The organism is Rhizobium sp. 1399, assembly GCF_031455475.1.
GTDB lineage: Bacteria > Pseudomonadota > Alphaproteobacteria > Rhizobiales > Rhizobiaceae > Rhizobium.
On record NZ_JAVDSU010000005.1, the window covers coordinates 151,115 to 170,573 of the forward strand.

21 protein-coding genes are annotated in these 19,459 nt (G+C 60.9%); 13 read left to right on the forward strand and 8 right to left on the reverse strand.

Annotated elements, in window-relative coordinates; translation table 11 throughout:
• Positions 1-78: 78 nt before the first annotated feature.
• On the forward strand, positions 79-444 hold the full coding sequence (locus J2X71_RS18170) for a helix-turn-helix domain-containing protein (RefSeq protein ID WP_310383568.1): 366 nt from the start codon (positions 79-81) through the stop codon (positions 442-444).
• A gap of 4 nt (positions 445-448) precedes the next feature.
• Here J2X71_RS18170 and J2X71_RS18175 read toward each other — a convergent pair whose 3' ends face one another.
• Positions 449-1,165 carry an SDR family oxidoreductase gene (locus J2X71_RS18175; RefSeq protein ID WP_310383570.1) on the reverse strand — a complete coding sequence of 239 codons (717 nt, stop codon included), beginning with the start codon at positions 1,163-1,165 and terminating at the stop codon, positions 449-451.
• 114 nt (positions 1,166-1,279) lie between these two features.
• On the opposite strand from J2X71_RS18175, the gene J2X71_RS18180 reads away from it, so the two are divergent.
• Positions 1,280-2,134, forward strand: a complete 855-nt coding sequence (locus J2X71_RS18180; protein ID WP_310383573.1) for a helix-turn-helix transcriptional regulator — start codon at positions 1,280-1,282, stop codon at positions 2,132-2,134.
• A 62-nt stretch (positions 2,135-2,196) separates the two neighbouring features.
• Entirely contained in the window at positions 2,197-3,939 is a 1,743-nt protein-coding gene (gene ggt / locus J2X71_RS18185) for a gamma-glutamyltransferase (RefSeq protein WP_310383575.1), read from the forward strand.
• 8 nt (positions 3,940-3,947) lie between these two features.
• Here ggt and J2X71_RS18190 read toward each other — a convergent pair whose 3' ends face one another.
• Positions 3,948-4,655 (reverse strand): hypothetical protein, encoded by a 708-nt coding sequence (locus J2X71_RS18190; protein WP_310383576.1) that lies wholly within the window; start codon positions 4,653-4,655, stop codon positions 3,948-3,950.
• Positions 4,656-4,804: 149 nt separating this feature from the next.
• Here J2X71_RS18190 and J2X71_RS18195 point away from each other — a divergent pair, with 149 nt between their 5' ends.
• The 3 genes from J2X71_RS18195 to J2X71_RS18205 all read left to right on the forward strand — a co-directional run bounded on the left by J2X71_RS18195 (position 4,805) and on the right by J2X71_RS18205 (position 8,070).
• Entirely contained in the window at positions 4,805-5,866 is a 1,062-nt protein-coding gene (locus J2X71_RS18195; RefSeq protein WP_310383578.1) for a helix-turn-helix domain-containing protein, read from the forward strand.
• Positions 5,867-5,935: 69 nt separating this feature from the next.
• Positions 5,936-6,910 (forward strand): threonine/serine dehydratase, encoded by a 975-nt coding sequence (locus J2X71_RS18200; protein ID WP_310383580.1) that lies wholly within the window; start codon positions 5,936-5,938, stop codon positions 6,908-6,910.
• Positions 6,911-7,041: 131 nt separating this feature from the next.
• Entirely contained in the window at positions 7,042-8,070 is a 1,029-nt protein-coding gene (locus tag J2X71_RS18205) for a dienelactone hydrolase (protein ID WP_310383582.1), read from the forward strand.
• Between the two features lie 54 nt (positions 8,071-8,124).
• Here J2X71_RS18205 and J2X71_RS18210 read toward each other — a convergent pair whose 3' ends face one another.
• On the reverse strand, positions 8,125-8,922 hold the full coding sequence (locus J2X71_RS18210) for an SDR family oxidoreductase (protein ID WP_310383584.1): 798 nt from the start codon (positions 8,920-8,922) through the stop codon (positions 8,125-8,127).
• A gap of 130 nt (positions 8,923-9,052) precedes the next feature.
• On the opposite strand from J2X71_RS18210, the gene J2X71_RS18215 reads away from it, so the two are divergent.
• Positions 9,053-9,997: a GlxA family transcriptional regulator gene (locus J2X71_RS18215; RefSeq protein WP_310383586.1), complete on the forward strand. Its 945-nt coding sequence runs from the start codon at positions 9,053-9,055 to the stop codon at positions 9,995-9,997.
• Between the two features lie 255 nt (positions 9,998-10,252).
• Here the strand turns inward: J2X71_RS18215 and J2X71_RS18220 are convergent, their stop codons facing one another.
• Both J2X71_RS18220 and J2X71_RS18225 read right to left on the reverse strand, forming a co-directional pair.
• Entirely contained in the window at positions 10,253-11,059 is an 807-nt protein-coding gene (locus tag J2X71_RS18220; RefSeq protein ID WP_310383590.1) for a phytanoyl-CoA dioxygenase family protein, read from the reverse strand.
• Positions 11,060-11,286: 227 nt separating this feature from the next.
• Positions 11,287-12,219, reverse strand: coding sequence for a LysR substrate-binding domain-containing protein (locus J2X71_RS18225; protein WP_310383591.1), 933 nt, complete (start codon positions 12,217-12,219; stop codon positions 11,287-11,289).
• A gap of 107 nt (positions 12,220-12,326) precedes the next feature.
• On the opposite strand from J2X71_RS18225, the gene J2X71_RS18230 reads away from it, so the two are divergent.
• From J2X71_RS18230 to J2X71_RS18240, 3 genes are read left to right on the forward strand one after another with little or no spacing between them, the layout of a single operon-like run.
• The gene (locus tag J2X71_RS18230; RefSeq protein WP_310383593.1) at positions 12,327-12,746 is read left to right on the forward strand and encodes a tautomerase family protein; all 420 of its coding nucleotides are present in this window, start codon (positions 12,327-12,329) and stop codon (positions 12,744-12,746) included.
• Positions 12,743-13,141: a cupin domain-containing protein gene (locus J2X71_RS18235; RefSeq protein WP_310383595.1), complete on the forward strand. Its 399-nt coding sequence runs from the start codon at positions 12,743-12,745 to the stop codon at positions 13,139-13,141. Before J2X71_RS18230 ends, J2X71_RS18235 begins: the two co-directional genes overlap by 4 nt.
• Entirely contained in the window at positions 13,138-13,689 is a 552-nt protein-coding gene (locus J2X71_RS18240; RefSeq protein WP_310383596.1) for a DUF4865 family protein, read from the forward strand. The genes J2X71_RS18235 and J2X71_RS18240 overlap by 4 nt, the downstream gene beginning before the upstream one ends.
• A gap of 80 nt (positions 13,690-13,769) precedes the next feature.
• Here J2X71_RS18240 and pyk read toward each other — a convergent pair whose 3' ends face one another.
• Together pyk and J2X71_RS18250 are read right to left on the reverse strand one after the other, a co-directional pair.
• On the reverse strand, positions 13,770-15,209 hold the full coding sequence (gene pyk, locus J2X71_RS18245; RefSeq protein WP_037103632.1) for a pyruvate kinase: 1,440 nt from the start codon (positions 15,207-15,209) through the stop codon (positions 13,770-13,772).
• Positions 15,209-15,682 carry a DUF1036 domain-containing protein gene (locus J2X71_RS18250; RefSeq protein ID WP_037103631.1) on the reverse strand — a complete coding sequence of 158 codons (474 nt, stop codon included), beginning with the start codon at positions 15,680-15,682 and terminating at the stop codon, positions 15,209-15,211. Before J2X71_RS18250 ends, pyk begins: the two co-directional genes overlap by 1 nt.
• Positions 15,683-15,896: 214 nt before the next feature.
• Here J2X71_RS18250 and J2X71_RS18255 point away from each other — a divergent pair, with 214 nt between their 5' ends.
• The 3 genes from J2X71_RS18255 to J2X71_RS18265 all read left to right on the forward strand — a co-directional run bounded on the left by J2X71_RS18255 (position 15,897) and on the right by J2X71_RS18265 (position 17,362).
• Positions 15,897-16,685: an N-formylglutamate amidohydrolase gene (locus J2X71_RS18255; RefSeq protein WP_310383986.1), complete on the forward strand. Its 789-nt coding sequence runs from the start codon at positions 15,897-15,899 to the stop codon at positions 16,683-16,685.
• Between the two features lie 17 nt (positions 16,686-16,702).
• Positions 16,703-17,008: a DUF1244 domain-containing protein gene (locus tag J2X71_RS18260; protein WP_029868617.1), complete on the forward strand. Its 306-nt coding sequence runs from the start codon at positions 16,703-16,705 to the stop codon at positions 17,006-17,008.
• Positions 17,009-17,098: 90 nt separating this feature from the next.
• The gene (locus J2X71_RS18265) at positions 17,099-17,362 is read left to right on the forward strand and encodes a DUF2312 domain-containing protein (RefSeq protein ID WP_007822869.1); all 264 of its coding nucleotides are present in this window, start codon (positions 17,099-17,101) and stop codon (positions 17,360-17,362) included.
• A 157-nt stretch (positions 17,363-17,519) separates the two neighbouring features.
• Here the strand turns inward: J2X71_RS18265 and J2X71_RS18270 are convergent, their stop codons facing one another.
• The gene (locus tag J2X71_RS18270; RefSeq protein ID WP_310383597.1) at positions 17,520-19,397 is read right to left on the reverse strand and encodes a DUF882 domain-containing protein; all 1,878 of its coding nucleotides are present in this window, start codon (positions 19,395-19,397) and stop codon (positions 17,520-17,522) included.
• Positions 19,398-19,459 lie beyond the last annotated feature (62 nt).

Sequence of the window (19,459 nt, forward strand, 5' to 3'; positions counted from 1 at the left end):
AAAAGAATGGGCATAGGCTTACCAGATGACAAGAACCTACAAAAAAGTCAGGTACTTACCTGAAAGTAAGGTACTGCGATGACACCCTATTCCGCAGCGACCGGCGTCGAAAACGTGCTGAAGATTCTGGAAGGGCGATGGAAGCTCATCATTCTTTTCCACCTCTTCGGCGGCAAGGTGCTGCGCTTTTCCGATCTCGAACGCGCCATTCCCGCCATCTCGCAAAAGATGCTGATCCAGCAGCTCCGCCAGATGGAAAACGACGGTATCGTGCTGCGCATCGTCCATCATCAGGTTCCGCCCAAGGTGGAATATCGCCTGACGGATTGGGGTCAGGCCCTTTGCCCCGCCTTGGACGCCCTGCTGAAATGGGCGGCCCTGAAGGACAAGGACCTGACCGGAATGGTTTTCGCACCCGAGGAAGCCGTTGACGGGACTGTCTGAGCGTTCAAGCCCCGAGGTGAATGCCGCCATCGCAGGTCAGCACGTGACCGCTCATGAAGCCGTTCGAGACCAGGAAAGCGACGGCCTTGGCGACATCATCCGGCTGGCCGATGCGACCGACCGGGGTGCGCCCGGCAAAATCCTGGAACACGGCCTGACGCTGTTCGGCGGGCAGGAAATCCCACCACGGCGTATCGATCACGCCAGGCGAAACGCCATTCACGCGCAGTGGCTTCAACTCGGCAGCAAGCACCCGCACCATCGCCTCGATCCCTGCGTTGACAGCGGCAAGGCCTGCGGTTCCCGGCATCGCGGCCTGCGCACTAACGGCGGACACGAAAGTAATGCTGCCGTCTGGCCGCAGGGACGGCAGAGCCGCCTGCGCCGTCGCCGCATGCGGGATGAGCTTCGTCTGGAAGCCGGCAAGCAGGTCGGCCATGTCAAGCGTCGCGAAGGGACCGGCGCCATGGCCGCTGCCCAGCGCCAGCACGAGATGATCGAAGGATCCGAGACTTTCGAAGGCCTGCTTCACCGCGACGGGATCTCGGGCATCGATGGCGATCATTCCGATCTCGCCGGAAAGATGATCAGCCGATGCCTTGAGCTTCGCCTCGTCCCGTGCAGCGATGGTGACCCGAAACCCTTGTTCCAGAAGCAGTCTCGCCGAGGCGAGGCCGATACCGGAAGAGCCGCCGATAACGACTGCGTGCTGCAATGACATGAGAATACTCCTTTGGATGATCGAACTTCCGGCTTTCGTTGCCGGGTGCGCTCTCATCTTGCGGAGTCCCAAAATCGCAAACAGGCCTGATTTTATCCTGGTATCGATACTGATATGATCGTTGCGATGGATCAGAAGCTGGACACGTTCGAAGCGCGCCGTCGCGAATTCGCGGCCTTCCTGCGCTCGCGCCGTGAGCGCCTCCGCCCGGCCGATGTCGGCCTGCCGGATGGTTTTCGACGCCGCACGCCAGGGCTCAGGCGCGAAGAGCTCGCCATGATCGCCGGTGTCGGCACCACCTGGTACACCTGGCTGGAACAGGGGCGCGACATCCGCCCCTCCCCGCAGGTGCTGAACGCGCTTGCGGATGCGCTTCGCCTTGATGAGGCCGAGCGCCAGCATCTCTTCACCCTGAATAGCCGCCAGTCGCCGCAGCCGCTTTCGTCCGCGCCGGAAGTGGTCGATGAGCCGCTGCGCCGAATGCTGGATAATCTGACCCACCAGCCGGCCTATGTACTTGGCCGTCGTTGGGACGTGCTGGCCTGGAACCGTGCCGCCGACCTGCTCTTCGGTGGTTATGACCGGCTGGGGCCGGACGAGCGCAACACCATGCACCGGCTGTTTGCCGATGATTTCCATCGCAGCCTGCTGGTCGACTGGGAGGCAGTCGCCCGCGTCTCGCTCGCCATGTTCCGCGCCGACAGCGCCCGCTATGCCGGCGACCCTGATTTCGAGCGGCTCATCGGTCTGCTCCAGCAGGCAAGTCCGGAATTCCGCGCCTGGTGGCCACGCCATGAGGTCGTGGCTCCGCTCACCGGCGTGAAGCGCCTGAACCATCCGGTCAAGGGCCTGATGTCCTTTGAACATACGGGCCTTGCGCTGATGAGCCAGCCGGACATGAAGCTGATCGTCTACACGCCTCTTGACGAGCACGACACGAACAGGAAACTCGCCGAGCTTCTTGCCTGATCATTGCCTGCCGCAGAAGCGACGCCATATCTTTCCCATCGCCGTCCTTTGAGGGGAAATTCATGGATCGCCTTCCCAGACACTCCGTCGCTATTCTCGCCGCCATTTCGCTTTGCCTCGCGCCATTGCCGGCTTTTGCCGCCTCGCCGGCACCCGTCGAAGCTGAGCATGGCATGGTCGTCACCGCCCAGCATCTGGCAACCGATGTCGGCGTCGATGTCTTGAAGAGTGGCGGTAATGCCGTCGATGCCGCGGTCGCGGTGGGCTACGCGCTGGCCGTTGTCTATCCGACAGCCGGTAATCTTGGCGGCGGTGGGTTCATGACGATCCGGATGAAGGATGGAAAAACAACCTTCCTTGATTTCCGCGAACGCGCACCGCTTGCGGCAACCAAGACCATGTATCTCGATGCTAAAGGCGACATTGTCCCACGCGCCAGTCTCGATGGTTATCTCGCCGTCGGCACACCGGGTTCGGTCATGGGCTTTGAGACCGCGCGTGAGAAATACGGTACCAGGAAGCGAGAAGAACTGATCGCCCCAGCTTTAAAATATGCGAAGGAAGGCTTTACGCTGGAGCAGGGCGATGCAGCTACGTTCGCGGGCAGCGCCAAACGGCTCGCCAAGGATGAAGAGGCCGCAAAAATCTTCCTGAAAGCCGGTGGCAGCCCCTATGCGTCGGGCGAAAAGCTGGTGCAGCCGGATCTTGCGGCTGTCCTGCAATCCATCTCCGAAAAAGGCCCCGATGCCTTCTACAAAGGTGCGCCTGCCGAGGCAATCGTCAATGCCAGCCAGGCCAAGGGCGGCATTCTCGCCAAGGAGGATTTCGAGCAGTACAAGGTGCGGGAACTGAAGCCGATCGAGTGCAATTACCGCGGCTATGACATCATTTCCTCGCCGCCGCCCTCTTCCGGCGGCGTCATCATCTGCGAGATCTTGAACGTCCTCGAAGGCTATCCGCTCTCTTATCTCGGCTACGGATCGGCAGAAACCGTTCACATCATGGTCGAGGCCATGCGTTATGCCTATGTGGACCGCAACGCCGCACTCGGCGACCCTGACTTCATCGACAATCCCGTCTCCAAACTGCTGGACAGAAGTTATGCGGCGTCAATTCGTGCCAAGATCGATCCGTACAGGGCCGGCACTTCGGCCAATCTGAAGCCGCTGGGCGGCAAGGAAAGCACCGAGACGACCCATTATTCGATCATCGACGACGAGGGCAATGCAGTCGCCGTGACCTATACGCTGAACGGCTCCTTCGGCGCTGGCGTCGTTGCACCCGGCACCGGCGTGCTGCTCAACAACGAGATGGACGACTTCACCTCCAAGCCCGGCGTGCCGAACCTCTATGGCCTCGTACAGGGCGAGGCCAATGCCATCGCGCCCAAGAAGACGCCGCTTTCTTCCATGAGCCCGACGATCGTCACCAAGGATGGCAAGCCCTTCATGGTGATCGGTAGCCCCGGCGGTTCGCGCATCATTACGATCACCCTGGAAGCCATCCTCAACGTCGTCGATTTCGGCATGAACATCAGCCAGGCGGTCAACGCCCCGCGCATCCATCATCAGTGGCAACCGGACACCGTCTACCTGGAGCCTTTTGCGCTCTCGCCGGATACCGAAAAGGCGCTCGCCGCAATGGGCTACAAGCTCGATGGCGGCAATGATGCTCCGGTCTGGGGGCAGGCCGCCGGTATTCTCGTCGGCGGCAAGAGCCTTGCAGCCATCCAGAAGGGCGGCGGCGCCCGCTACAATGGCGCAATGGACAACCGCGCGACCGAAGGCTCAGCCAACGGTTATTGAACAGCCGCTTAGCGGATCCTGACCCGAGCGAAATCGCCATCGATCTCGACGCGTGGCATAGCGCCCGGCACGCTTGGCTTCAGGGCATCGACCCAGGAAGCCTTTGCCGTCACCTTGTAATCGACCGGCGCACTGTCTCCGAAACCAAGATAGGCATCGAGAGCACGAGCGCGGATCGATACTCTCTCGTCCGCTTCGACCCTGTCGAAATCGAGGGAAGCCCGCACGGCGTCGGCGCGAATATCGATGCCCCCGGCATGGCCGTCCAATGTGAGATCGGCCGCTTTTCCGGCAATCGCAAGCTCGGAAAAATGCCCCGTGAGCTTCGCCGTGAAAGCGCTCTGATCGATCCGGAGGGCCGCACCGGCAGGCACATTGGCGTTCACCTCGATCACACAGTCGGACGGATCCAGCCACGACGATGCGGCGATATCGATATGCAAGACCGTGCCTTCCACCCGCATGTCGCTATTGTCGCGGCAATCGGCAAAATACCAGCTTGAATACCAGGACGAGAACCAGCCCTTCCGTCGCCCGCTGAGCGATGCGCCATAGGGCTGGTCGCTTCGTGTGGTGATGTTGATCGAGCTTGCGTCACCACTGATGGCAATCGCACGCACGCCGGAAAGATCGGGAATTGCAGTTGTCGATACCTTGTCCGGCAGAGCGGCTGCAGAAGCTACCAGAAGCACCGGCATCACAAGAAGAATGATCATCGGAATCCGTCCATGAATGAGGCCCTCCCGTCGAGGACACTTTCAGGATGGATTTTCAGCCCCTATTTCGAGACCTCGATCACGATCCGGGTCGACCGCGAACGCAATCGGGTTCATTCTGGGATCATTGTTGCTACCGGATATCGCCGATGATCTTCGTTCCCTTGCCCTTCGTCGTGGCTCTGCTGCTTGCCATCCTGCTGATCCGCATGCTGCGGCAGGGAGATGGGGCGCTTGCCGAAAAGCGGCCTTTCCTATTGCTGATCGGGTTCTACATCCTCCAATCCATAGTGATCGGCATCCGCTGGGGCTACGACGTCATCGCGATCATGCCGATTCAATCGTTGATCGCGACAACAATCACGGGCCTCGCCTGGGTCTGCTTCAAGGGGCTTGCTATGGAAGAGCAGCCCACCCTTTCCCGTTTCTGGCCACATCTTCTGCCCACAGCCGCAATCGCAGTCTTCATCGCCCTCTATCCGGAGCCCATCAGCCTCGCCATCATCTTGATCTTCCTCTTCTATGGCGCCGCGCTGCTTTGGCTTGCCCGACATGGACCTGATGTTCTCGTATCCTCCCGCCTCGACGGTGCAGTGCTGTCCTATCGTTCGCTGCAGATAACCGGCTTTGCCCTCATCGCCTCCGCCGTCACCGACGTGATCATCAGCTTCGATTTCACCAAGACCGGCGGCATTCATGCGGGCGCCATCGTCGCACTCGGCAATGTCATTGCTCTCCTGATCCTCGGCACCGCCGCTTCGGTAGCAAGTGGCGGCAGCAGTGCAGAAGCGACCTCCGCGGAGCTGCCGCCGCCACCACCGGCAACGGAAGAAGACGGTGCCGTCGCCGCTGCCCTCGATACGCTGATGCGCGCCCGTCAGCTCTATCGCGATCCCGATCTCAATCTCACCCGCATTGCCCGCAAGATGAATCTCCCGGCCCGGCGCGTCTCCACGGCCGTCAACCGCATCCACGGCATGAGCGTCTCGCAATATGTGAACGACTTCCGTATCCGCGCCGCCTGCGAGCAGCTGGTCGGCACCGATCATCCGATAACACAGGTGATGTTCGACTCCGGCTTCATCAGCAAGTCCAATTTCAATCGCGAATTCGCGCGCATGAATGGCGAAACCCCCACACAATACAGAAAGCGGCGTGTCCCGCGGGAATCGGGTGGCGCGGCGTCCAATGTCATATTCATGTCACCGTGACAAAATCGCCGTTCACAAGCAAAGATGCGCGCTCTATGCATGAGCGGCATTAAAGCAGAAGAGATTCCCATGGCCTCCATTGAAATGATCGTTGCCGCCAGGGCCCGCCTGCGCGGACATGCGCGGCGCACGCCGCTTCTCTCCTCCCCCTTCCTCGATGAAATCGCCGGTCGGCGGGTGCTCGTGAAGGCCGAATGCCTGCAGCATTCCGGCTCCTTCAAGTTCCGCGGCGGCTGGTCTGCCGTCTCGGGCATTGATCCGGAACTGCGCAAGAAGGGCGTCATCGCCTTCTCTTCCGGCAATCATGCCCAGGGTGTTGCGCTGGCCGCACGCATGCACGGCGTTCCCTCCGTCATCATCATGCCAAGCGATGCGCCGAAGCTGAAGATTGCTAATACGCGCGCCTTCGGCGCCGAAGTGGTGCTCTATGACCGCGCCAATGAAGACCGCGACGAGATCGGCGCAAGACTTTCGGCCGAACGCGGACTGACGCTCATCAAGCCTTTCGACGAACCGCTGGTCATTGCCGGCCAGGGCACGACCGGGCTGGAAATCGCCGAACAGGCGGAAGAGGAAGGCGTCAGGAATGCCGAAGTCCTCGTTCCCTGCGGTGGTGGCGGCCTGAGTTCGGGCATCGCGCTGGCACTGGAAGCGAGTGCGCCGGGCTTCCGTGTCCGTCCCTGCGAACCAGAAAATTTCGACGACACCACGCGATCGCTTGCATCGGGCAAGATCGAGCGCAACGCCGCCATGAGCGGGTCGATCTGCGATGCGATCGTCACGCCCCAACCGGGCAACATTACCTTCCCTATCCTCAAGCGTCTGGCCGGACAGGGTATTGTCGTGACGGATGATGAGGCGCTGCGCGCCGTAGCCCTCGCCTTCACCCGCCTCAAGATCGTCGTCGAGCCGGGCGGAGCCGTCGCTCTTGCTGCCGCCCTCTTCCACGGCGACCAGCTGGATAGCGACACGGCCGTTGTCGTCACCTCCGGTGGCAATATCGACGCCGACGTGTTCACCACTGCACTCGAACGCTTCGGCTAACGCTCGACAACGCTCTCGAAGACCCCGATCGCGATCGGCGAGACCTCGATCATGATCGGGGTCTCGCTCACCTGAAAAACAGCGAAAACCTCGTCTTGCCGTCATGTGGCGGTCTTCGTTCCGAGGTTTCCATGAGACATCTTCTCACCCTGCTGCTGTCGGCCTGCCTTCTTGCTGCCAACACTCCGGCACATGCGGCCGACCCTGTCGGTCTGTCCTTTCTTTCGGTTCCGGTACCCGAACGCCACGGCACCATGGAGATCTCACTCTGGTATCCGGCCTTAGCAGGCGGAACGCCCATCCTGATCGGAGTCAGTCCGCTTTTCAAAGGCGAGACCGCGCAACGGGACGCACCGGCCGCTGCCGGCGATTTTCCGCTGATCCTGCTTTCGCATGGCGGTCTGAAATCCGGCCCTTTCATCGGCGCCTGGATGGCGTCGCGCCTCGCTTCGGAAGGTTTCGTGGTGGCAATGATGCGCCAGCCGGATCCGCAGACAATGACGAGCGAGGAGAGCATTCATGAAATTTGGCTCCGGCCCGCCGATCTCTCAGCCGCCCTGACCGCGATCGAGAAGGACAGCACACTACCTGCAAAGATAGACCGAAACCGTATCGGCGTGCTGGGCTTCCTCATCGGCGGAACATCCGCACTTTCGGTTGCGGGCGGCAGCCTGGATCCGGAGAGTTTCGCGCGTTCCTGCGGTCCCAATGGCACCGGCGTAGACTGCGCCGAGTTCGCCAGAGCCGGTATCGATCTCCACTCCGTCGACAGGCAGCAGCTCAGCCGCTCTCATCTAGACACGCGGGTGAAGGCGGTCGTCGTCATCGATCCTGAATTCGGCGCCAGTTTCACACCCGAAAGCCTCAAGCACATATCGATCCCGGTCCGCCTCATCAATCTCGGCACGCCGGCGACCATCTGGCCTGGGCTGCGGATATCAGGCCTAAAGGACACTATACCCAACGCGCGCTATGATCTCCTGGGCGATACTTCGCAATATGGTGCCTTCAGCGAATGCAAGCCGGGAGGCGCTGCGATCCTTCAGGAAGAAGGTGAAGAACCTCTCTGTGACGATCCCGAGGGAACGAGCAGGGCCACGATCCACGATCGCCTCGCTGAGAATATCGCAGCGGCCTTCCGCACGGATCTCCCCCAATAGAAAACATCGTCCGCAGCGACCTGCCGCGGACGATGTCTTCGCTATCGATCGTCTTCAGGCGATCTTGTAGCGCGCAGCCGGAGCCGAACGCGACAGGTTTGGCATCAGCGCCTGGCGGGCCTGTTCATAGGCAGCAAGAAAGCCGGCATCTTCAAGCGCCGGGATCGTCGCAAATTCTCCCTCGGCGAGACCTGCCAGAGAGGCATCGACCATGTTTTCCGCCGACATGACGATCTCGCCCGGCAGGTGCTCGATCGGCGTGCCGGCAATGCCCCAGAATTCGGTGGCCGTGGCACCCGGCAGCACGACTTGAACGCGAATATTCTTGTCGGCAAGCTCGTGCTTCAGCGACTGGCTGAAGGCGAGCACGAAGGCTTTACTACCGCCATAGACACCGTTCAGGACCTCGGGCGCGATTGCGACGATCGAGGCAATGTTGATGATTGTGCCGCCACCGCGGGCAACGAGACCTGGAACCGCAGCATAGGTCAGCCGCGTCAATGCCGTCACGTTGAGCTCGATCATTTCCTGCATCTTGTCGACGTCGGACGCGAGCAGCGGCGCCGTGCCGCCGAAGCCGGCATTGTTGACGAGCATGGTAATGCTCTGATCTTCCTTCAGCACCTTCTCGACCTTGGCAAGATCGTCCTTCTTGCCAAGATCAGCGGAAAGCGTCTCAACGGTCCGGCCCGTCTCATCGGTCAGCCGGCTTGCCAGCGCCTTGAGCCGCTCGCCATTGCGGGCGACGAGGATGAGATTGTAGCCCTGTTTCGCCAGCCGGTGTGCATAGATCGCGCCGATGCCCGAAGAGGCGCCTGTGACCAGCGCCGTACCCTTATGTTCTTGTGCCATGATCGTTTCTCCATTTCGTGCGCCAGCCCGATTGCCTTGCGCTTGAGGAGAGTTTTACGCCCGATTGCCGATGTCCCAAATGTCATATATACCACCTTTTAAGACATCCACTTTTCAGGACATGATGACCATGCAGCAAATCGGCTTCCTGCTTTTTCCCGGTTTCCAAATCATGAGCCTCGCCGCCGTCTCGGCCTTCGAATTCGCCAATCTCGAGATCGGCGAGAAAGTCTACGACATCCATTATCTCTCTGAGACCGGCGGTCCCATCGCCAACTCGCTGGGCATGATCGTCGAAACCGAAGCCTTCGGCGATCCCGGTTTCGACACGCTGATCGTCGCCGGCGCGCCTGACATTAAGCTGCCCAGCGAAGCCGAGGTGGATTTCATTCGCGCCGCCCTCCCCGCTGCCCGCCGCCTCGCCTCGATCTGTACCGGCGCCTTCCTGCTTGCCGCTGCCGGCGTTCTTGATGGCCGCCGCGCCACGACCCACTGGTATCTCGCCCGCGAACTGCAGAGCCGTTACCCTGAAATCAGGATGGAAGAGGACCGCATCTACATCATCGACGGTTCCGTCTGGACCTCGGCAGGTATGACGGCGGGTGTCGATCTGGCTCTGGCCATGGTCGAGAAAGATCATGGCCTGGAGATCGCCCGCGCTGTTGCCCGCAAGCTGGTCGTCTATCATCGTCGCGCCGGCGGCCAGTCGCAGTTTTCCGCCCTTCTGGAACTGGAGCCGAAATCCGACCGCATCCAGAAGGCGCTTGCGCATGCCCGCAGCAATCTGAAATCCACCCTCTCGGTCGAGGAACTGGCCGAGGCTGCACATCTGAGCCCCCGCCAGTTCAGTCGTGCCTTCCGCGCCGAAACAGGCCAGTCGCCGGCCAAGGCTGTCGAGAACCTGCGGCTGGAGGCGGCCCGCCTGATGATGGAGCAGGGCCGCCATCCAATCGAGGTCGTCGCCCGCGAGACCGGCTTTGCCGATCGCGAGCGCATGCGCCGCGCCTTCCTGCGGGCTTTTGGCCAGCCGCCGCAGGCGATCCGCCGGGCGGCACAGCAGGAACTGCTGGCGTGATGCACCCGGCAAAATTGGATGCATCCTCTCCGGCTGCGGGGGGCGGAGGTAACCTCCTCCACCCCCCTCCACTTGAGATGAACCTCCTCCACCAAGAGCACCGAGCGTCCGTTCGGACGCAAAAATAGCGCCCTTTTCGCGAACATGGGCATCTTGTGGAGGAGGTTCCTCGAAGTGGAGGAGGTTCCGATACGAAGCAACCTCCTCCACATCTATGATCCCGCGCAAAACTGTGCAGCGGTTTTGCGATACCCCTCAACCTTGCTGAAGCGCCCTGCGGATGGCGATTTCGACAGGCGAATAGGCGCCGTCCTCACGCGTAAGCTTCAACGGTTCTGAAGGTGCGAGGCCGGGCTGCGCCATGAAGCGCGGTTCCTTGCCGCGATGCATCTGCGCGGCATGGATCAGGAAAGGGTGGCACAGATAGACCGTGCCCGCCTGCCCCGTTGCCAGCGCAAGCGGCCTGTCCTCACCGACATGTTCCAGCCACAGATGCGCCATGCCGGCCTCGCCAGCCGGCTCCAGTAGCTTCGCGATATCCTTGTGCGACCCAACCCGGATACGCGTCGGCGCGTCATTCTCGCCGACATCGGAGAACAGGAAGAGCATCAGGAGTGCCCGTCCGCGCGAGGTGATGTTCACCCGCCAGGCGGAAAAATCCCGCTGTTCATTCGGATCGCCTTCGTCCCCCGGAAAGCTCAGATCCACATGCCAGCCGGCATCGCCGGGATCGTCCGGATGCGGAAAGCGGACCGGGAAGCTGCCAAGACCGCTGCGTGGTTCCCAGCGTCCTTTGCCGACGAGCTGATCGAAAGCCGAATGCAGCAGGGGCGTGTTGACCGCCGTCTCGAACGGCCCGCCGCCATAGCCGGCAAGCCGGACGACCGGCCGCACCCAGCTTTTCGGATCATCGGGATCGAAGGGAATGTCCCGCCACATGATGGCGCGGGCTTCTTGGGCCACGTCGCGGGGAAAAGCATCATCGATCCGTACGAAGCCGTCTTCGATGAATTGCTCAATCTGCGCGGCGCTAAGCGCCGGCGGGTAACCAGTGGATGTCATGAAATATCTCTCTATCGCCAAACCCTGCCGGCATTGTCCATCGGCCGAATGCAGGGTGGTTACAGTCCACGGCAACGGACCCAGCCAGCAGGCTGGTGGAGCGGCCGCACCTTCCTTTGCCCGAGGGCAGAGCCTTAAAGGCTCAAGAAGAAGACCGTAGCGATGTTGAGAGCGATCATTTTCATAGCGATGAGAGGCTACCGGCTTCCAAGGGGAGGGTCAACACTTCACCCGAACCTTCGCAGCGCCTTCTCCTGATCGGAGGGAATAGAAATATCTCGCACTGCCTCGTGCACCGACTGCAGCACCAGTTCCGCCAGCCGGCTCGTTGCAGAATCCGGCTCCGCTTCCGCTCGATGCAAGACCAGCCCCAGCTTCGGCAGTTCCGGCAGGCCGGCTTCGCCTGACGCCAGCATCCGCACCTTGGCCGGCAGCCCTATAGGCGTGCGCACCGTAATACCCAGTCCTGCAGCGGTTGCCGCCCAGAGGCCGCCGAGGCTTGGACTGACGAAAGACAGCCGCCAGGAGATACCCGCCTCGTCCAGCACTTTCGTCGCGGCATTCCTGAGCAGGCAGGGCGCCTCGAGCGAGGCAAGCGGCATCGGTTCGCCGCCTCCAGCCGCCCATGCCGGCAAGCCATTCGCCGGGCCAATCCAGCGCATCGGCACATCGGCAATATGCTCGCAATGGGCGGTCAAAGTGCCTGTGCTCCAGGCGAGCGCAAGATCGAGCTTCCCCGTCGTCACCCGTTCCAGAAGCTCGGCATTGCGCACCACACGCGCTTCGATCCGCACCTTCGGATGCGCCCGAGCAAAGCGTCCGAGCACCTCGGGTAGCAAATTCTCACCGAAGTCCTCCTGCAGGCCGAGCCGCACCCAGCCTTCCAGCTCGACACTCTGCACCGCAGCGACTGCCTCGTCGTTCAGATCGAGCAATCGCCGGGCGTATGCAAGCATCGTCTCTCCGGCTTCCGTCAGCGCCAGTCCGCGCCCGGATTTGCGGAAAATCGGCGTGCCAGCCTGCTCCTCCAGCTTCTTAAGCTGTGCGCTGACCGCCGAGGTCGAGCGCCCCAGGCGATCCGCCGCCCTGGCGAAATTGCCGAGATCCATGCCGGTCGCGAATGTCCTGAGCACATCCAGGTCGAATGTAATCCGTCGCATTTCGCGATCCCGATTTTCAGGATAATTCATGCATAAAATTCTGATTTTCCGCACCATGGTGTCGTGGCATGCTTCTCCTGTCAAGACAAAGAACAAGGAGGCATCCAATGCCATTCGCTCGCATTTCCCTTCTGAAGGGCAAATCGCCGGACTATCTGCGTGCGCTCTCGGATAGCATCCACAAGGCCATGGTCGAGACCTTCAATGTGCCGCCGGCCGACCGCTTCCAGATCATCCACCAGCATGAGCCGGGCGAACTGATCTTCGATCGCAATTACCTTGCCGGTCCGCGCTCGGATGATTTCGTGCTGATTTCGATCACGACCGGCAAGCCGCGCACAACGGAAATGCGCAAGGCTCTCTTCCGCCGAACCGTCGAATTGCTCCAACAATCGCCCGGCTTGCGCCCCGAAGACGTGATGATCGTCATCTCGACCAGCGAACCGGACGAATGGTCCTTCGGCGACGGCTTGACGCAGATGGCCGAACCCGGATGGGAAGCGCGCGCCAGGGGAGTTCCGGCATGAGCACCGCCAATCCGAGGACGATGACGATCCGCCGTCCCGGCAGTGCGGTCCGTTCTCCCGAAGGCATTTCGAATGCACCCTTCTGGGTCGAAATGCTGCTCGACAGCGAGATCGATGGCGAGAACACCGCCATGCGCGCAACCCTCGATCCGGGCACGGTCACACACTGGCATACGCATCCGCGCGGCCAGCTTCTTTATGTCCTCTCCGGTGTCAGTGTCGTGCAGCGGGAGGGTGAACCCGTCGAGGAAGTCAGAACCGGCGATGCAATATGGTTCGCCCCGGACGAGCTTCACTGGCACGGGGCAACGGCTGACAGCCCTTTCGGATATCTTAGCATCCAGGGTTTTGAGAAGGGACGCTTCGTCGACTGGTCTGAGGAGACACAGCCATGATGGCCATGCAATATTCCTTCACCTTGCCGGCAGATTACGACATGGAAATCATCGATCGCCGCATCCGCGACAAGGGGCCGGCGATGGACGGCTTCCCGCACCTCGGTTTCAAGGCTTTTCTGAGCGTTCGCCGCGGTGAATTCGGCAGCCGGGAAAATCTGTACTCGCCCTTTTATCTCTGGGATCAGCCGGAAGGCGCCAGCAACTTCATCTGCGGTCCCGGCTTTGCCGCGCTGACGGACGCCTTCGGTCGGCCGCTCATTCGCCATTGGATCGTCTGGCATACGCATGTCTCACCGGACCCCGCCAACGCCCGCTTTGCTTACAGCGAACACCTCCCTATCGAACCGCATGTCTCTCTGCCCAACTTACAGCAGCAAGAGGTTGATCTGGCAAAGCAGGAAGCCAGCGGCAGACATCTGCTCGCCCGCATTACCGCCTTTGACCCGCATGACTGGACGATGGTCCGTTTTGGACTTTGTGCGGAAGCCCCGCCCGCGTCAGGCACCAACCAGATCTATCGCGTCGGTCACCTCTCCCGCGGCTAAGAGCACCAAAGGCAGAATCGGAAAGCAAAAAAAGCGCCCCTCTTTCGAGGAGCGCTTTGTTTTTTCAGGCCTGAAAGCGATCAGATGCCACTCTGGCCGTCGGAGCCGATATAGGCGATACGCAGCATGTTGGTCGCGCCAGGTGTGCCGAGCGGCACGCCAGCGGAGATGATGATGCGATCGCCCGGCTTGCCGAAACCTTCTGCTGCGACGATGCGGCAGGCGCGGTTGACCATGTCGTCGAGGTCGGTCGCGTCATGTGTGACGACGCAATGCATGCCCCAGACGACGGATAGGCGGCGCGCAGTCTTGATGATCGGCGACAGAGCGATGATCGGCACCTGCGGACGCTCACGCGAGGCGCGCAGGCCAGTTGTGCCGGAAGAGGTATAACAGACGATAGCCGACAGCTTCAGCGTCTCGGCGATCTGGCGGGCGGCAAGCGAGATAGCGTCGGCGCCGGTTGCTTCCGGCTGGGCGCGCTGCGCATAGATGATGCCCGGATAGTGCGGATCCTTCTCCACCGTGCTCGCAATCGAGGCCATCATCGAGACGGCTTCGACCGGATAAGCGCCGGAAGCCGACTCGGCCGACAGCATGATCGCGTCAGCACCTTCGAAGACGGCGATCGAAACGTCCGAAACTTCGGCACGTGTCGGAACCGGCGAGGAGATCATCGATTCCAGCATCTGCGTGGCGACGATGACAGGCTTGCCCGAACGGCGGCAGGAGCGAATGAGCTGCTTCTGGATACCCGGAACGGCTTCGAGCGGCATTTCAACGCCGAGATCGCCGCGGGCGACCATCAGCGCATCGGAAAGCTCGATGATTTCTTCGATGCGTTCCAAAGCCTGCGGCTTCTCGATCTTCGACATAATGCCGACGCGGCCACGGGCGATCTTGCGCACTTCGGCAAGGTCGTCGGGACGCTGGACGAAGGAGAGCGCGACCCAGTCGACATCGTCGGTCGCGAGAACTGCGTCGAGGTCGGTACGGTCCTTGTCGGTCAGCGCGCCAACGCCAAGCAGCGTATCGGGCAGGCTGACGCCTTTACGGTCGGAAATGCTGGTGCCGGCAATGACGGTCGTGACGATGCTCTTGCCGTCGCACTTTTCTGCGCGGAGAGCCAGTTTACCGTCGTCGATCAGCAGGCGATGGCCGGGCTGAACGGCTTCGAGAATTTCAGGATGCGGTAGGAACACGCGGGTGTTGTCGCCGGGGGTATCGTTGTTGTCGAGCGTAAATGTCTGACCGGGCTTCAGCTCGACCTTAACATCGGCAAACTTCCCGACGCGAAGCTTCGGACCCTGCAGGTCGGCCAGAATACCGATCGGCCGGCCCGAGCGGGCTTCGACGGCGCGAATACGCTGCACGAGTGTGCGCATCACGTCATGGCTCGCATGGCTCATATTGATGCGGAAGATATCCGCACCCGCCTGGTGCAGCTTCTCGATCATCGACTCCTCGGAGGAGGCGGGGCCGAGGGTGGCGAGGATTTTAACTTTGCGGTTACGCTTCATCAATTCTGGCTTTCTTGCGTCCCTGGGGTGTCGGAGAGTTGAACCATCCAGCTTCCCTGGCGGCCCGTATCATATTCCTTGAATCCCATTTTCTGATAACCCCGGGCGTAGCAGTCCTGCACACCCGTGATCTTGAATTCGTTTTCCGCCACGCACATCTGCACGTCACCCGTCCATCGGCCTCCCCGGGCGGCGTCTTCTGCGTAGAGGTAATAATAACGCGACTGTAGCTCTCCCTCGATCAGCGTGGCGCAGGTCGTTGCCGGCACCTGCCACCAACCCTCCGTGACCCAGCCATCCTTCGCTCTATATCCGATCGCAACGCCAACCAGATTTTGCGTACCGTTGCATACACGGAAATCCGCACGCGCGGCATCGGCAATGAAGAACGGCGAGACGGCTGCAAGAGCGAACAATGCGAGACGGACCAACGGCCCGGACCGCGTGAGGAAACTTGGCGCGGCTTGGATCAACACGGCTCCCAAATAGCTCCACGGTTATTCGTTATCCGTGTCTTCTTGCGCCGCCATCAGGCGAAAGTCAACGCAATGCTAATCGATTATATTTCCTTTCATAACCGCCGATCGGGCGCATCTTGTCGCGTTGGTCCGCCCATCACGCTTGAACCGGCCGAACGCGCATGCAATCACTGGGCGAAGACGCGAAATGACAATTGGCAATTTCCTGATGGATCACTTCCAATCCTTCGAAATCCTATTCGGCCAACATGACAAAGGCATGGTGATCCTTGGCGATCATGCCATGAACCGTCTGCCCGAGCGATATGGCCGGCTCGGCCTGCCGGAAAGTGCCTTCTCCAGGCACATCGCTTATGACATCGGCATTCAGGGCCTTGCCCGCAAGCTGTGTGCATGGTTGGGCGTGCCGGGCGTGCTCGGCGGTTTTTCGCGCTTGCTGATCGACCCCAACCGCGGCGAGGACGACCCGACGCTGATCATGAAAATCTCCGACGGCGCCGTCATCCCCGGCAACCATCCGATTACTGAGGAGGAGTGGAACTACCGGATCGAAACCTTCCACAGACCCTATCACAATGCCGTGTCGGAGACGATCGATAGGGTGGCGAACGCGACCGGCAAAGCGCCGCTGGTCCTGTCCCTCCACTCCTTCACGCCTGCCTGGAAGGGTGTTCCCCGCCCCTGGCATGCAGCAGTGCTCTGGGATAGTGACCACCGCGCCGTTGCCCCATTGCTTGAAAAACTGCGGGCCGATCCCGATCTCGTCGTCGGTGACAACGAACCCTATGACGGTGCCCTGAAGGGTGACACCATGTACCGTCATTGCATGATGACGGGCATCCCGCACGCGCTTCTGGAAGTACGCCAGGACCTCATCGGCAACGAGGCCGGAATCGAGGAATGGGCGGCGCGCCTGGCACCCGTCTTTGCGGAGATGAACGCCGATCCGGCGCTGCATGCATACAGCGTGCACGCTTCACGCACCGGCCCCTATTGAGTGAAAGGACTTGACCCATGACCACGCTCAGCAAGGAACAACAGACGGAATTCGAGGCAGCCGCCTTCCGCCGGCTCATCACGCATCTTCGCGAACGAGCCGACGTGCAGAACATCGATCTGATGAATCTCGCCGGCTTCTGCCGCAACTGCCTTTCCAACTGGTACCGCGAAGCCGCGGAGGCCGGAGGCGTCACTATGACGAAGGACGAATCGCGCGAGATCGTCTACGGCATGCCCTACGAAGACTGGAAGAACATCCACCAGACAGAAGCATCGCCTGTGCAAAAGGCGACTTTTGAGGTGAACAACCCGCACAAATAGTCCACCCGCTCTCGAATCGTCTTGACGCTGGCGGCACTTCGCGGCAGTCACTGGCAACCCGAATGCATATCCCGAAATCAGGAGAACACGATGTCTGATGCACATGGCGTCGCTCGCGATCAGCTTCGCGCTTTTGTCGAGCGCATTGAACGCCTGGAAGAAGAAAAGAAGACCATCGCCGACGACATCAAGGACGTCTATGGCGAAGCCAAGGGCATGGGCTTCGACACCAAGATCCTCAAGAAGGTCGTTGCGCTCCGCAAGAAGGACGAGCAGGAACGCATGGAAGAAGATGCGATCCTCGATACCTACCTGCACGCTCTCGGCATGATCGAATCCCCGCCGGAAGGCTGAGGATCATCCAACCGCATTTTCAGAGAGCCGCCGCTTCGGCGGCTTTTCTTTTGATCTCATCAAAGTACCAGCGCCGATTTTCGCCGTGCCTCCGGCCCAAAAACGAAAGCCGCCGGAGACGATCCAGCGGCTTTTGCTTATTCGAAATATGGCCGGATCAGCGCGTGTTGAACTTACGCACTTCCATGAAATTGACGGCCGTGCCGCTGAAACGACCTGGGTCGATCGAAGCAGTCTTCTGGAAGCCTTCGGCATAAACCGAGGTTGGCTGGGCGCGCAGCTCCTGGCTGACGAAGCGCGGTGCCTGCACCTTCTTGGACGCCATTTCCAGGCGGGCATTGGTAAGAGCCCACTGCGAGATCATCTTCTGCGTCAGCTTCGGCTCCGTACGCACCGTCTGGCGGCTTTCGTCGGCGGCTACAGCTTCCTGCTTCGTCGGACGACCACCCTTGGTGGGAAGGCCCTGCGCGACCGGGCTGTCGACGATGACAGGCTTCGGCGCCGCGGGAGCAGCAGCAAAGCTTGCAGACTTCGTCATCGGAGCAAGTGCCGCAAGCTGCAGTGGCGGCTTGTCGAGTGCCGGCGGATTCTTCGGCGCGGCGGCGTTGATTGCCTGCTCCACGGTCTGCGGCTCAGAAGGTGCGTTCATAGCGACCTCAGCGCCACCGCTCTGATCCTGCTGCTTTGCAAGTGCTGCCGCCATAGCCGGCGAAAGCGTATCCTGATCAGCCTCGTCTTCACCCGCTTCAGGATCGGCATTCTGTGCAGCAAGCAGGTTTTCGGCAACGGCCGGACGTTCGGCTGGGGTCGGAACGCTCGTCGACATCAGGCTCGGGTCGACAGAGGCAAGTTCGGCATCACCCGGCGCACGACGCTGCCCAAGGAGTGACGGAACCGGAATGCTGTAACCGGTGAGATCGGCGAAATGCTCCGGTTCCTGCGGCTGGCCTGCGGGCATGGCGGCAAGCGCCTGCTGGGCAGCATTGCCTGCAGATGGCGGCACCAGGGCATTGGCAACCTCGTTGCCGGCAAGCTGGTTGCTGAAGGCCGGGCGAACCTGCGGCACTGGTGCATTCACGCTCGCAACTTCGGTCTGCGGCTGCGGTTCATCAGCTGCTGGGACAGCCTCAGCCTTCGGCGGCGTCGCCTTGGCGACAGCCACCGGTGTGCTATCCTCCGAATTATCCTCTTCCTCGTCAGCGCCGCCACCAAAGAGGTAGGCAAACAGCGTCTTCTGCTTGCGAGGTTCGTCATCGGAAACGGAAGCGCCGGCGCTGGCCATCATGATCTGGCTGCCGTTCGCCATGCGGCGCTTGTAATCGGCCATTGCCTGCTGGTAGCCTGGCAGCGGCTTGCCATCGGCGGGAATATGAATGGTATTGCCGTCAGGGAAGAGCCTGACCAGTTCGTCGCGGCTCATGCGCGGCCAGGCGCGAACGCCGCCGACATCCATATGCACGAAAGGCGAACCGGACTTTGGATAGAAGCCGACGCCGCCGACCTGCATCTTCATGCCGATACCGCGCAGCGTGGCGAGCTTTACGTCTGGAATGAAGAAGTCCATCGCCTTGCCAAGCATATGCTGGCTCTTTTCGGCGACACCGGATTTACGCGAACGACCGCGCAGCATCTCGTTGGTAGCAGGCGAGCGGAAACCGCAGACGACGTTGATGTAATCCCTGGAGCCGGACTGGCGGTAAACTTCCCAGATGAGGTCGAAGAGGCGCGGGTCCATCTTCGTCGGCTGATTCTTGCGCCAGTCGCGCAGGAAACGGTTGAGCTGCTCGAGACCTTTGGGGTCGAATTTGCCGTTTCGCTTGTAGGTGATGACGGCCTTTTCGCCGGTATGAATGAAATAGAGCTTCAGGCTGCGGGTATCCCCGGCAGCCTGAGACGGTGTGCTTACGAATACCGGTGAGGAAACCGCGAGTGCAAGAAGGGCGGCCGCTGCCGTCCTAATTGCCTTTCCGCCAATCTTGGCGCACAAACGCCAACTCAAGCGCGAAAGCTTGGTATTCCCATTCAGATTCTGCAACTCGATCCCCGTCAGACAGTCAATGTCCAATGCTGTCTCAAATGGCTGTCAAATGCGGTCAC